Below are 14028 nucleotides of genomic sequence, written 5' to 3' on the forward strand. Positions count from 1 at the left end.
CCACCTCTTTTCCATTTTTATAACCATTCTGTAAGATAATACTTTTTTCCCTGTTTTCATATTACTGCTGCTGTTCCTTTAGATCGGTAATGACAAGGACCTCTTCAAGATGCTGGAAATCTACCACCGGGGTAATGTATCCGGATTTTGTAATGTTGTTGGCATCCATGGTTATTTCGCTGATATAGCCGATCAGGATTCCCTGCAGGAATTTGCTGCTGATGTGGGAAGTCACGACCTTGTCGCCAACAACAACAAGACCATTTGTATCATTCAGCTGTCTGAATCTTATCTGGCCTTCGTTCATGAGCTGAAGGTCGCCCATTACCATACAAGTATCGGATGTGGACAGTACCATTGAACTGACATTGCTTGAATCATCAATAATTGCGCGTACGGTTGCCCAGTTCGGTCCCACATCGCTTATGATGCCGACAAGACCGCTTCCTGCGATTACATTCATATCAACCGCAAGACCGTCTTTGGTTCCTTTGTCGATTATGAAAGTGCTGAACCAGTTACCTGGATCTTTTCCGGTAATCCTGGCAGCCACTTTCTTATAGCTTGGGTATTTCTGGTCAAGCTCATAAAGTTCCCTAAGCCTGTCAAGCTCATATTTATCCTGCTGCAGGGTGTTGTTCTCAATAGAAAGCTCATCAACCTGCTCCTTTAAATCCACATTTTCCTCCATGACTTCCTGGAGCTGTTTGAACGAATCAGCCTTATTGCTGAACCACATGCCTATGTTATTTATGCCGTTCTGTACAGGTATAATCGTATATCCCGAGATGAATTTCAGCGGTGCTACCGACGAATTTGTCACATATGTGGTAATCGCAGCAGCGACACATATGATAGTCAAAATCAGCAGTATATATTTACCTGGCAGAGTAAATTTTTTCTTTCTTTTCATATCATTGCCCCTATCGTTTGTTTTGCGTCTGCAACAGCGCAACTATCCAGCAGTGCCTACTGATAGCTGCAGAATAACCCATTTCGGGCTTTTAGTAATTCGGCTTATCTTTCATTGAATATGCAAGATCCCTGAAGTCATCCTCATTAATGATCTTAGCAAGGCCTCTTGCCACGCTTTCGGAAGCATCCTTAAAAAAGTTGACATTCAGATCAGTCTCTTTTTCAATAAGTTCATCAAAACTTCTAATATTCGATGACCCTCCAGTAAGATAGATGCCGGAATCTATAATATCCGCGGCGAGTTCCGGCGGAGTCCTTTCAAGCGTTATTTTGATCGCATCCACTATGGAACGGAGCTGCTCTTCAATCGCTTCATAAATCAGACCTGAAGAGATTTCAATTTCCTTAGGAAGGCCGGTCACAACGTCACGACCGTAAACCTTTGCAGTCATTTCCATGCCGCTGAGGGCAGATGCCAGTTCCATCTTCAGATATTCTGCGGTTTTGCTTCCGATTACCAGATTATGTTCTCTCTTCACCGAACTGATTATGGACTGGTCGAATTTATTTCCGCCTGTCTTGATCAGTTTGCTGAGTACAATACCCCCTATTGAAATAATGGAGATTTCCGTGGTGTCAGCTCCGATGTTTACGATCATCACGCCCTTTGCATGGGTTACATCAAGGCCCAGACCAAGCGCATCTGCGACCGACTGCTCAACAACATAAACATTCTTTGCCTTTACATCGGAATTATAGATCAGATGATAAAAAGCCCTTCTTTCGACTTCAGTGATATCCGTAGGCACGGCTATATAATAATCCGAATTCCTGATTCCCTTTTTCGCACTTTTCTTAAGCATTCCATTCAGAAGAATCTGCATATTATTGATGTCCGCAATCACGCCGTTTCGCATAGGCGAAAAAATGTCTATTGATTCAGGCGCCCGTTCGTACATGTCAAAGGCTTCATCACCAATCGCGATCACTTTTTTCCTTTTTTCTATTGCAATCATATTTCTTTCGTTAAAAATCGAGTCTTCTTCCCTGTTGTATATTTTGATATTGCTGGTACCGAGATCGATACCGAATGCGTTTGCTGCCATTTCTATTACTCCTCTCTGCAAAACCATCTGCATGCAGCCGTTTCACAATTTCGTCGTGAAAAGCACATGCAGCTTTATAAAATTCCTCGCTCTTTCATGCTGACGTAACAGTTGTCACCGATGATGATATGGTCCAGGAGACCTATCCCTATAAGCTTTCCAGCTTCGCTGACCCTTTTTGTCACAGCGATATCCTCCCTGCTTGGAGAAGGATCTCCGCTAGGATGGTTATGTACAAGTACAATGTAAACCGCATCCTTTTTAACTGCTTCTATGAAGATTTCCCTTGGCGATATGAGCGATGCGTTCACAGTTCCTTTTGTCATCATTTTGTCGCCGATCAGTCTGCTTTTTGTGTTGAGCATTACCAGAACAAGCTGTTCCTGCTCCTTATGACGCAGATCTTCCATGTAATAATCGGAAATCGAAGAAGGAGTCGTGAAGCAGAGGCTGCTGAGTGCAGTCGCCTTAGCCATTCTCCTTGTAAGCTCTGCAATACACTGTATCTGTACTGCTTTTACCTTTCCAATTCCCTTCACCTTCATAAGGTCATGGACTGACAAATGATGTATGCCCAGTATGCTGTGGTCATAGTTTGACATTTTCAGGACTCTTTTTGCAAGGTCCACCGACCCTTCCCCTTTTGCCCCGGTCCTGATGATTGCCGCCATAAGCTCAGCGTCTGTAAGCGATTCAGGACCTGATTCCAGGCACTTCTCGTACGGACGCTCGCAGGCGGGCATTTCTTTCATTGTTAAATGTGTTCCCATATTCAGTACTCTCCTAAATCGATGCAGACCTCTCCGGACTGTTTCTCATCTCAGGAAAATATGCTTTTGTTCTTACAATGCCCTGTATATGAATATTCCGGCAAGCACCCCAATGATACCGGCCATGGTGATTTTTATCGTGAGTCCAAAGGTTACTGCAAGTATACCAAGATTCAGTATGACAGGGCTGTCTAAACCGAAAGTCTGGCCATAGCTGAGCCAGCTCAGGAATGCAATATCCTGTGTCATCGCTGCTATGCATCCGCCAAGAACTATGCCCGAAAGCATCAGCAGCAGCAGTACCCAAAAATTTTTTGCCCTGGAATTTTTCATTTGAAATATCCCTTTCTGCTATAAATAATCTGAATAGTCAAAATAATAGTAACATAAATTATTTTTATTGTATACAAAATAAATGTGATTTTTTGTTGTCTTCTACTCTGGAATTACAGCAAGACCTTTGTCCACAAGCTTCTGCAGAGACATCAAAACACCAGTCTTCGCATGATTCCATGTGAGTCCTCCCTGGAAGAATACCGTATAGGGCGGCTTGATTGGCCCGTCGGCGCTGAGCTCGATGGAAGAGCCCTGCACGAAGGCTCCTGCTGCCATGATGACGTCACTGTCATACCCCGGCATATCCCATGGTTCCGGAACAACATAACTGTCTACAGGAGCTGCTGCCTGTATCCCTTTGCAGAATTCAATGACTCCTTCCGGGAAGCCGAATTCTACTGCCTGTATGATGTCATGGCGGCTTTCCGTTGAATCAGGACATACCCTGAATCCGAGTTTTTCGTAAATATTTGCTGCGTAGACAGCTCCCTTCAGGGCTCCGGCCACTACTGTCGGAGAAAGAAAAAATCCCTGGTAGAATGACTGGATCACACCGAGCGTCGCACCTACTTCTTTGCCAAGCCCAGGGGCCGTAAGACGATAGGAGGCATTTTCTATGCAGTCCTTTCTGCCGACGATGTACCCGCCGATTGGCGCAAGTCCGCCTCCCGGGTTTTTTATGAGGGATCCGACAATCATGTCAGCACCCACATCCGTAGGCTCTGTTTTTTCCACGAATTCGCCGTAGCAGTTATCGACCATGCAGATCACGTCAGGCTTGACAGCTTTTACAAAGCTTATGAGCTCGCCTATCCGGGCGACCGAAAGCGTCGGCCTTGACTGGTATCCTTTAGAGCGCTGGATAGCAACGAGCTTTGTCTTTTCATTGATTGCCTTTTTGATATTGTCATAGTCGAAGCTTCCGTCCTCGAGCAGGTCGACCTGCCTGTACGTAATGCCATATTCCTTAAGCGAGCCTTTTGATTCGCGGATTCCGATCACTTCCTCAAGAGTGTCGTAAGGCTTCCCAACCGGTGAGAGAAGCTCATCGCCGGGGCGAAGATTTGAAGAAAGTGCAATATTGAGGGCATGGGTGCCTGATATGAGCTGCGGTCTTACCAGCGCATCTTCTCCATGGAACGCTGTCGCATAGACTGCTTCCAGGGTATCTCTTCCGAGATCGTTGTAGCCGTAACCTGTGGTGGCGGCGAAATGGACATCGCTCACCTTATTTTTCTGCATCGCAGTGAGAACCTTAAGCTGATTATACTCAGCAGTCTCATCTATTGCCTCAAATCTTTCCTTAAGGCTTTCTTCTACCTGCCTTCCAAAAAGGAAGACCTCCTCGCTTATGCCGATTTCCTTATACATATCTTTTATATCTGTCTGCATTTTGTCTCCTTCTTTCATTGTATAACCTGCTTACTTCACGATTCCCTTTGCCTTGCACTTTTCAACCATTGCTTTCAGTACTTCTTTCCTGTCAGAATGGTAGTCCTGCAGTTCAATCCAGGTTACATCTGTTTCCCTTCGGAACCATGTCAGCTGTCTTTTTGCAAAATGTCTTGTATCCCTCTTTATTGTATAGACGGCTTCCTCAAGAGTCATCTCGCCGTCCATATAGGCTAATATTTCCTTGTATCCGAGTCCCTGCATAGATACGAGATCTCTTGTATAGCCTTTTTCCGCCAGCGTTTTTACTTCGTCCACAAGACCCTGGTCAAGCATCTGGTCGACTCTTTGATCGATGCGCTCATAGAGGATATCCCGGTTGTCGTTCAGCACAAAATACAGGAAATTGTATGGTGATTTCTTCTTTTTCTGGGATGCGTTGTGTTCGGAAATCCTGCTGCCCGTCTTTTTGTAGTATTCAAGGGCCCTGATTACGCGCTTGACGTTGTTCGAGTGTATTGCCGATGCCGATTCGGGATCCACGTTTCTGAGCATGTCGTGGAGATATTCAGCTCCTCTGTCAGCTGCAAGGATTTCAAGTTCCCTGCGGAACTCCGGATCTTCCGTGGTTTCAGAAAAATCGATGTCATTCAGCACAGCCTGGATATAGAATCCGGTGCCGCCTACCAGAATTGGGATCTTCCCTTTTTCATAAATCTTTTCCATATAGCGGCACGCATATTCCTTGAATTTCACTACATTGAACTCTTCGTCGGGTTTAAATTCATCTATCAGGTAATGTTTTATGCCGCCCATTTCTTCTTTTGTAATCTTTGCCGACCCGATGTCCATATACTTATATACCTGCATCGAGTCTGCAGAAATGATTTCTCCGTTCACAGCCTTGGCAAGGGCTATGGAAAGCTTTGTTTTTCCGACTGCCGTTGGTCCAGTCAGTATGATCAATGGTTTTTTCATATTATTCAACACCTACACAATTCGTTTGAATTTCTTTTCTAATTCATAATTTGACATGGAGATGATCGTGGGCCTGCCGTGAGGACAGTTATACGGATTTTCCAGCTCAAGAAGCTCGTCGATCAGAGCCTCTGCCTCGGAAAATGAAATCCGCTGTTTTCCTTTGACTGCAGCCTTACACGACATTGAGGCAATCTTCTCATTCACCATATCCGGGCTTCCGCTTGCAAGTCCGTCTGACAGCCCGTCTATCATTTCTATCAGCAGATTCTTCTGGGCTATGCCGAAGAGATTGTCCGGGACCGCTCTGACTGCATATTCTTTGCCTCCGAAGTGCTCAATTTCAAATCCTATGGCCGCGAAACTGTCCATATGTTTCCTGAAAAGCTCCTCCTCCTGCATGCTCAATGTGAGGATGATTGGGGGGCTGATGATCTGCGAACTGTATTCCTTCTTTTTCAGGGAATTCATGGTCCTTTCAAACAGTACCTTTTCATGGGCAGCATGCTGGTCGATGATGAAGAGTTTATCCTTGAACTGGACAAGCCAGTAGGTATCGAACACCTGGCCAATGATCCTGTGTTCTGCCCGGGACTCTTTTGCAAGAAGCTTCTCGTCGAAAAGGTTCAATTGCTGCGTGCCTGACGAAGCTGCTTCCTGCACCCCGCTTTCCTGCACCTGGATCTCAGATTCTGCTGCCTGCCTGCTGTCAGCTTGAGTCTGTTCTGATTTCTGTATGTTCTCAGCTTCAGGCTGTTCTGATGCCTGTATGTTCTCAGCTTCAGGCTGTTCTGCCGCCTGCATGTTCTCAGCTTCATACTTTTCTGCCCGCATGCCCCTGGTTTCAGGCGCTGGCGTATTCTGATTGGCAACCGGATGCTTTCCTGCCATCGCTGTTCCGATATCTGCTGTTGGAATCTCAACTGCCGACACACTACCCATAACCGGCACAACATCATCCTGCCGCCTTACTGACCCTGCTGCACTTTTTACTGTCTCCGGTCTGGATGAATATGCCTTGCTCTCCCTTACCGCATCCTGCTGCCTTGTCCTCTCGCCCATTTCACAGAGCTGTCTGAGCCTGTTCTTTTCAAATGGCTCGGGGGCAGATGTTTTAGGCGTGCTGCCGGTCTGGTTTTTTGTCCTGTTTCCGGAAGCAAAGCTCACTTCAGGGATAAGCTCCCGTCTTGCAAGACCTTCGGAAACCGCGCTGCATATGCTTTTATAGACGTCCTCCTGGTTGCTGAAGCGCAGCTCCATCTTTGTAGGATGGACATTCACATCAAGAAATTCACCATCAATTTTAATATGCAGCGCAGTGAATGGATATTTGTGCTGCATCATATATGATTTATAAGCATCCTCGATCGCCTTAGAAACGACTCCGCTTTTAATGTATCTGCCGTTAATATAATAATTCTCATAATTTCTGTTTCCCCTTGAAACAACAGGTTTTCCAATATAGCCTTCCAGTTTGATGACCCCCATGTCGGCATCTATGGGAATAAGATGGCTGGCAATCTCCCTTCCATACACATTGTATATGATATCCTTGAGCTTCGTATTGCCCGAAGTATGAAGCTTAATCTGTCCGTTATTGATGAACTTGAAAGAGATATCGGGGTGGGAAAGTGCAAGCCTCTCCATGAGGTCGCTTATATAGCCCGCTTCTGTAACGGGAGATTTGAGGAATTTCCGCCTTACGGGGGTATTATAGAAAAGATTCCTGATTATAAAGGTTGTCCCTTCAGGCGCACCGATTTCTTCCATTGATTTTTCAAATCCGCCTTCAATCACATACCTTATGCCAGTAAGCCCTGCTGCCGTTTTTGTAATGAGCTCAACCTGAGCGACTGCCGCAATGCTTGACAAAGCTTCTCCCCTGAATCCCAGGGAGGAAACTCCGGCAAGATCCTCAACTGACTTGATCTTGCTTGTGGAATGGCGAAGGAACGCAAGTTTCACATCGTCCTTGTAGATTCCCCCTCCATTGTCGGTTATCCTGATAAAGCTTGTTCCGCCTTCTTTGATATCGACTGTTATGGCAGTCGCCCCTGCATCGATTGCGTTTTCAACAAGCTCCTTTACAACGGAGGCGGGCCGCTCTATCACTTCGCCGGCAGCGATTTTATCAATTGTATTCTGGTCGAGTACTGTTATTTTAGACATTCTTACCTCCGTTTCTTAAAGTTCAGCATATCAGCTGTATGCCTTCTGTATCGTTACAGCCGGAATATCCGAAAACTGCTACCATCTGTTCTTTATTTTGTTCTGAAGCCTGTATACCGTATTAAGGGCATCCATGGGAGTCATGTTCCCTATGTCAAGATCTCTGAGTTCGAGTATGATGTCGTCGTCTTTGACTGTATCAAAAAGTGAAATCTGTTCAAGATCGACTATATCTGCAATCCTGTTTTTCTGCCCGTCAGTCCTTAATCCTGTCTTCACAATGATATCCTTTGCCTTAAGGGTGATGTCCGCATCGCTGAGCTCCTCAACGAGCTCCTTTGCCCTTACGATTACGGATTCAGGAACTCCTGCCAGCTTCGCAACCTGTATTCCGTAGCTCTTGTCGGCCCCGCCCTTAACGATTTTCCTCAGAAATACGATATCGTCTCCCTGTTCCTTTACAGCGATGCAGTAGTTATTGACGCTGTTCAGTTTGCCTTCCAGTTCCGTCAGCTCATGGTAATGGGTTGCAAACAGGGTCTTAGCTCCCAGAAGCTTCGGATTGCTGATGTGCTCCACTACCGCCCATGCGATGCTGAGCCCGTCAAACGTACTAGTACCCCTTCCTATTTCGTCCAGAATCAGAAGGCTGTTCTTTGTTGCATTCCTGAGTATGTTTGCTACCTCGGTCATCTCCACCATAAAGGTGCTCTGTCCGGAAGCCAGGTCATCAGATGCTCCTACCCTTGTGAAAATCCTGTCGCAGATTCCGATATCGGCGCTTTCTGCGGGTACAAAGCTTCCAATCTGTGCCATCAGCACAATCAGAGCCGTCTGTCTCATGTAAGTAGATTTTCCAGCCATATTAGGTCCTGTGATGATTGAAATCCTGTTTGAGCTGTTATCAAGGAATGTATCATTTGCAATGAACATGTCATTGCTGATCATCTTCTCCACAACCGGATGACGGCCGTTCCTGATATCAATTACTCCCCTGCTGTTGATCTTCGGCCGCACATAGCCGTTTCTTTCTGCTACGAGCGCGAGGGATGCAAACACATCTGTTTTTGCGATGGCCTTCGCCGCAGCCTGTATGCGGATGACCTCATGGGAAACCCTGTTCCTGATCTGGGAAAACAGGTCATATTCAAGGGCAAAAAGCTTGTCCTCGGCACCCAGGATAATATCCTCGAGTTCCTTCAGCTCCGGAGTTATATAACGTTCTGCATTTGCCAGCGTCTGCTTTCTTGTAAAGTAATCAGGAACCTGGCCCTTATATGAATTCGTCACTTCCAGGTAATAGCCGAACACCTTGTTGTATTTGATCTTAAGGTTCTTGATTCCGGTCTTTTCTTTCTCTTTTTCTTCAAGCTCAGCCAGCCATACCTTGCCTTCGGTTTTTGCATGCCTGTACTTGTCGATATCCTCGTTGCAGCCTTCCCTTATGATGCCGCCTTCTTTCACTGTGATCGGCGGTTCATCCACGATTGCATTTAAGATAAGGTCATAGATATCGTCCAGAGTATCCAATTCATCATGGATCTCCTTCAGAAGGCCTGACTTAAAGCTTTTCAGGATGAATTTTATATGGGGCAGCATCTCCAGGGAATTCCGGAAGGCTATCATATCCCTCGGATTGGCAGACTGGTAGCTTATCCTGCTCACAAGGCGCTCAAGGTCGTAAACCGGATTCAGGTATTCCCTGATTTCCTCCCTTGAAATGACATTCCCGTTCAGTTCCTCTATGGCATCAAGGCGCGCTGAGATATCGGTCTTCTCAATCAGCGGCTGCTCTATGAAGGTACGGAGCATTCTTGCTCCCATGGCTGTCTTTGTTTTATCGAGGACCCATAAAAGGGATCCCTTTTTCTGCTTTTCCCTCATGGTTTCAGAAAGTTCCAGGTTCCTTCTTGTTGAGCTGTCGATGATCATGAATTTTCCAGTGGAATACGGATTGATCGAAGTCAGATGGGAAAGAGATGTCTTCTGTGTTTCGTAAAGGTATTTCAAAAGGGCGCCTGCCCCTATCATGCCGCAATCATATTCTGCAAGCCCCAGGCCCGCCAGATCCTTCACTTTGAAATGTTCCATCAGAGTACGCCTGCACATCTCATCATCAAAAAACCAGGGTTCCAGTGGGTAGATTGTAATTCCCATCCGGAATTTAAGGTCTTCAATGTCAACTCCGCTGACAAAGAAGGCATCGTTGCAGACCAGTTCCGTCGGTGCAAACTTATGTATCTCATCCATTAGTTTCCGCTCAGAATCCACTTCCGTCACAAAATAATCGCCCGTCGTAACATCGGCTGTGGAGATTCCGAAACGGTCTTCGAGATAGACGACGCACATCAGATAATTGTTTCTGGTCGCATCGAGAGCCTGGATATTCAGGTTCGTTCCAGGCGTTACGATCCTTACAACTTCCCTCTTTACAAGCCCCTTCGCCGTTTTCGGGTCTTCGACCTGTTCGCCTATGGCAACCTTATAGCCTTTCGACACAAGTTTGTTCAGGTATCCGTCTACCGCATGGTAGGGAATCCCGCACATGGGTGCTCTCTCTTCCTGACCGCAGTCCTTTCCGGTCAGTGTAATTTCAAGTTCTCTGGATGCTGTAACCGCATCCTCAAAGAACATCTCATAAAAATCTCCTAATCTATAAAATAAAATGCAGTCACTGTACTGTTTCTTCGTTTCCATGTACTGCTGCATCATTGGAGTAAGCTGTGCCAAAATAATCGCCCTCTCTTTTCGTTAATTTAAATGCATTTTACATTCCATTATAGCATTGAAACATTGGTTAATAAAGAAAAAAATTGCACGGGTCTGCATCCGCGCAATTTTTCTGTGTCTTTTTCAGGCATCCTGTCGTTATTCTGTTTTAAGCTGTGCCGCCCTTTCCAGAGCCGCATCGATATTTTCGCTGAAATTTTCAGCTCCTATTTCCTTGTCGAATCCAGCCTTTACCATAACGGACATCGGCTGTTCCTGTACATGGGAAAGGATCAGTGTGATGTTCTTTTTTCTGCATTTCTCATGTATATGTTCAAGGGATTTAAGGGCCGTCACGTCCATGGCCGGAACTCCGCCCATTCTGATGATAATGACATTTTTTGACGGTGCTGCGGATATGTTCATGAATTTGTTTGCTGCTGCGAAAAACAGGGGCCCCACAATTTCATATACCAGAGTATTAGAAGGAACCTTCTTAAGATTGATTCTCTCCGTATCACTGGAGTCCACAGCGTCTTCGTCGCTGTCATCCATGTATTTCCATCCCGATACCTCTGTGACTTCTGCCATTCTCTTCATGAAAAGCAGCGCTGCCAGAATCATGCCGAATTCAATAGCAACCACAAGGTCGAATATCACTGTCAGGAAGAATGTTACCAGAAGCACTATGATATCGCTTTTGGGAGCCGTCTTAATGATTTCGACAAATTCTCTCCACTCGCTCATGTTGTACGCAACCATAATGAGCACTGCCGCCAGGGTAGGCATGGGTATCAGGGCCGCCAGCGGCATAAGCGCCAGAAGGATCAGCAGCAGTGTGACAGAATGGACCATTCCGGCTACCGGAGTGCGTCCTCCGTTCTTTACGTTTGCAGCAGTCCTGGCAATCGCTCCCGTTGCAGGGATTCCGCCGAACAGTCCTGACATCACGTTGCCTGCACCCTGGGCAATCAGTTCCATATTCGACCTGTGCCTGCTGCCAATCATTCCGTCTGATACGACACAGGAAAGAAGGGATTCAACACCTGCCAGAATCGCAATGGTAAATGCAGGCCTGAGAAGTTCCTGCATAGTAGCAAAATCAGTTTTTGGAAGTGCGAATTTAGGAAATTCCGAAGAAAGCTCACCAAATACGCTTCCGATTGTATTCACATCCATTTTCGTAAATTTTACGATAAGGGTCGTCACGATGATTGCTATAAGGGAACCTGGAATCTTTCCTGTCACCTTAGGCCAGACTATTAGGATTGCAAGTGAGACAGCTCCAATAATCAGGGCTGACACATTCACTGTGGTAATATGTTCTGCATAAGCCTCCATCTTTTCAATGAATTCCGATGGCACTGCCGCCATGTCGAGACCCAGGAAATCTTTGATCTGTCCGGCAAATATACCGATTGCTATGCCGCCGGTAAATCCCGTTGTAATCGTATAGGGAATATATTTGATCAGGCTTCCGAATTTTAAAAATCCCATGATTACAAGCATGATGCCGGCCATAATTGTAGCAACCGTCAGACCATCCATTCCATAATCTGCCACAATGCCGTAGATGATTACGACAAAGGCAGCAGTTGGGCCTCCGATCTGCACCCGGCTTCCTCCCAGGAATGAGATGAAGAATCCCGCGATGATTGCAGTGTAGAGTCCCTGCTCAGGATTGACGCCTGATGCGATTGCCAGAGCAATGGAGAGGGGTAATGCTATGATTGCTACTATAATTCCGGCTATCACGTCCTTGATGAACTGCTCCCTGGTGTATGTTTTCATTGTTGAAAATAGTTTTGGTTTGATTTTATACATGTAACAGACCTCCTAATTTTTTGATGTTGACAAAATCCGGTCTCTGTATGAGGCCTACAATTAAACATCATATGCCTCTAAAATGTATTTTTCAAGGGACTTATTAGGATTTTATGCATTTTTATTAAATTTATATAAATTATCTTAAATTTTTCGGACGGTTTTTATTGACTATTCAATTATTCTTTTGATTTGAGTCAATTGTGAATCAACATCCGAAGAAGAGGCAGCCTTTGGATTTCTGTATGTCAGCTCTGGGATTTCAAATCAACTTTTCTACGAGAAAAAAACCGGACTCCAGTAACGGCATCCGGTTTTCTGTATACTCAGTATGTAACTATCCAGGACTACGTCCTTCATAGTCACATACTAGTTCTGTACAGCTTCCCCCATATAATAGAATCCATGGCATTTGTTCAGTTTGACAGCTTTCATCTGTCCGATCATTGACTCATCGCCTGGAAAATGAACAACGATGTTATTGCTCAGTCTTCCAGTCATAAGGCTGCTGTTCTGCTCGTTCACTTCTTCAACAAGAACCTGCTGGACGGTGCCTTCATTTCTGGCAATCAATCCTGAAGAAATGCCCTGGATCTCATTGCGTAACCTGTCGAAGCGGACCTTGATCACATCAGCAGGGATCTGGTCTTCCATAGCGGCCGCCTTTGTGCCCGTCCTCTTCGAATAGATGAACGTGTACGCGCTGTCATATCCCACTTTTCTCACAACATCAAGGGTCTCTTCGAAATCTTCCTCGGTTTCGCCCGGGAATCCGACTATGATGTCTGTCGTAATGGATACATCAGGCACTGCTGCCTTTATCTTATCAACGAGCCCGAGGTAATGCTCCTTCGTGTACTGCCGGTTCATTTCCTTCAGTATTCTGGAACTGCCGGACTGTACAGGAAGATGGAGATGCCTGCATATCTTTTTAGAGTCCTTCATGACATCGATCAGCTCGTCGGAAAGGTCCTTCGGGTGAGGCGTCATGAACCTGATTCTTTCAAGCCCTTCAATCCTTTCGATTTCCCTGAGGAGTCCTGCAAAGGTCATCGGCTCATCCAGCGTTTTCCCATAGGAGTTTACATTCTGGCCGAGCAGCATGACCTCAACAACTCCGTCCTCTACAAGGTTCTCGATTTCCCTTACGATATCCTTAGGGTTACGGCTTCGTTCCCTTCCCCTGACGAAAGGCACGATGCAGTAGCTGCAGAAGTTGTTGCAGCCGAACATGATGTTCACCCCTGACTTGAAACTGTACTTTCTGTCCACCGGAAGGTCTTCGATTATCTTATTGGTATCTTCCCATACATCAATGATCATGCCTTTTGATTCCAGCCTGGAATCGATAAGCTCCGCCAGCTTGAAGATATTATGGGTGCCGAAGATGATATCCACATGCCTGTAGCTCTTCTTGATCTTTTCGACTACGGCTGCTTCCTGCATCATGCACCCGCAGAGCGCTATGATCATATTCGGATTTTTGCGCTTCAGGCCGTTTAAGTGTCCAAGCCTTCCGTATACCCTCTGATTTGCATTTTCGCGGACTGTGCAGGTATTGTATATGACAAAATCCGCGTCTTCCGAATCTGTTTCCACATATCCGATTTCCTCTAAAATTCCAGTCAGCTTTTCGGAATCTCTTGCATTCATCTGGCATCCGAATGTGGTACAGTGCATCTTAAGCGGCCTGCCAAGACGCTCCGATTCGGCTTTCAGTTTTTCCCTGAGTTTAACCATAAAGTATTTCTGTCTCATTGGTTCGTCTGTCGGGACAGGGGCTCCCATTTCTATGTCATCTAAATTGTAAATCATTTCTTTCTCCTAAG

General features: G+C 45.8%; 10 protein-coding genes. All 10 read right to left on the bottom strand.

All coding sequences use genetic code 11. The annotated features are described in order from the left end of the window. Positions 1-61 precede the first annotated feature (61 nt). The 10 genes from mreC to miaB all read right to left on the bottom strand — a co-directional run bounded on the left by mreC (position 62) and on the right by miaB (position 14014). Positions 62-913 (bottom strand): rod shape-determining protein MreC, encoded by an 852-nt coding sequence (gene mreC, locus BJR36_RS01250; RefSeq protein ID WP_091228946.1) that lies wholly within the window; start codon positions 911-913, stop codon positions 62-64. Between the two features lie 91 nt (positions 914-1004). Then, positions 1005-2021 carry a rod shape-determining protein gene (gene mreB, locus BJR36_RS01255; RefSeq protein ID WP_091228948.1) on the bottom strand — a complete coding sequence of 339 codons (1017 nt, stop codon included), beginning with the start codon at positions 2019-2021 and terminating at the stop codon, positions 1005-1007. Positions 2022-2095: 74 nt separating this feature from the next. Then, on the bottom strand, positions 2096-2791 hold the full coding sequence (gene radC, locus BJR36_RS01260) for a RadC family protein (protein WP_091228952.1): 696 nt from the start codon (positions 2789-2791) through the stop codon (positions 2096-2098). Positions 2792-2863: 72 nt separating this feature from the next. Next, on the bottom strand, positions 2864-3124 hold the full coding sequence (locus tag BJR36_RS01265) for a DUF4321 domain-containing protein (protein ID WP_091228955.1): 261 nt from the start codon (positions 3122-3124) through the stop codon (positions 2864-2866). Between the two features lie 102 nt (positions 3125-3226). Continuing rightward, positions 3227-4519: a methionine gamma-lyase family protein gene (locus tag BJR36_RS01270; protein WP_091229897.1), complete on the bottom strand. Its 1293-nt coding sequence runs from the start codon at positions 4517-4519 to the stop codon at positions 3227-3229. Positions 4520-4549: 30 nt separating this feature from the next. Further along, the gene (gene miaA, locus BJR36_RS01275) at positions 4550-5497 is read right to left on the bottom strand and encodes a tRNA (adenosine(37)-N6)-dimethylallyltransferase MiaA (RefSeq protein WP_091228957.1); all 948 of its coding nucleotides are present in this window, start codon (positions 5495-5497) and stop codon (positions 4550-4552) included. Between the two features lie 12 nt (positions 5498-5509). Next, positions 5510-7666: a DNA mismatch repair endonuclease MutL gene (mutL, locus tag BJR36_RS01280; RefSeq protein WP_091228960.1), complete on the bottom strand. Its 2157-nt coding sequence runs from the start codon at positions 7664-7666 to the stop codon at positions 5510-5512. A gap of 78 nt (positions 7667-7744) precedes the next feature. Beyond that, the gene (gene mutS, locus BJR36_RS01285) at positions 7745-10363 is read right to left on the bottom strand and encodes a DNA mismatch repair protein MutS (protein WP_408605695.1); all 2619 of its coding nucleotides are present in this window, start codon (positions 10361-10363) and stop codon (positions 7745-7747) included. A gap of 171 nt (positions 10364-10534) precedes the next feature. After that, positions 10535-12199, bottom strand: coding sequence for a sulfate permease (sulP, locus tag BJR36_RS01290; RefSeq protein ID WP_091228962.1), 1665 nt, complete (start codon positions 12197-12199; stop codon positions 10535-10537). Positions 12200-12568: 369 nt separating this feature from the next. After that, a complete protein-coding gene (miaB, locus tag BJR36_RS01295; RefSeq protein ID WP_091228965.1) occupies positions 12569-14014 on the bottom strand; it encodes a tRNA (N6-isopentenyl adenosine(37)-C2)-methylthiotransferase MiaB in 1446 nt (481 codons plus the stop codon). Positions 14015-14028 lie beyond the last annotated feature (14 nt).

The organism is Anaerobium acetethylicum, assembly GCF_900096945.1.
In the GTDB taxonomy this organism is placed as follows: domain Bacteria; phylum Bacillota; class Clostridia; order Lachnospirales; family Lachnospiraceae; genus Anaerobium; species Anaerobium acetethylicum.

Bases quoted from the DNA above. Each gene is read 5' to 3' on its own strand.
- miaA (WP_091228957.1), bottom strand. From the start codon at position 5,497: ATGAAAAAACCATTGATCATACTGACTGGACCAACGGCAGTCGGAAAA.
- mutS (WP_408605695.1), bottom strand. From the start codon at position 10,363: ATGGAAACGAAGAAACAGTACAGTGACTGCATTTTATTTTATAGATTA.
- mreB (WP_091228948.1), bottom strand. From the start codon at position 2,021: ATGGCAGCAAACGCATTCGGTATCGATCTCGGTACCAGCAATATCAAA.
- sulP (WP_091228962.1), bottom strand. From the start codon at position 12,199: ATGTATAAAATCAAACCAAAACTATTTTCAACAATGAAAACATACACC.
- BJR36_RS01270 (WP_091229897.1), bottom strand. From the start codon at position 4,519: ATGCAGACAGATATAAAAGATATGTATAAGGAAATCGGCATAAGCGAG.
- radC (WP_091228952.1), bottom strand. From the start codon at position 2,791: ATGGGAACACATTTAACAATGAAAGAAATGCCCGCCTGCGAGCGTCCG.
- miaB (WP_091228965.1), bottom strand. From the start codon at position 14,014: ATGATTTACAATTTAGATGACATAGAAATGGGAGCCCCTGTCCCGACA.
- BJR36_RS01265 (WP_091228955.1), bottom strand. From the start codon at position 3,124: ATGAAAAATTCCAGGGCAAAAAATTTTTGGGTACTGCTGCTGCTGATG.
- mreC (WP_091228946.1), bottom strand. From the start codon at position 913: ATGAAAAGAAAGAAAAAATTTACTCTGCCAGGTAAATATATACTGCTG.
- mutL (WP_091228960.1), bottom strand. From the start codon at position 7,666: ATGTCTAAAATAACAGTACTCGACCAGAATACAATTGATAAAATCGCT.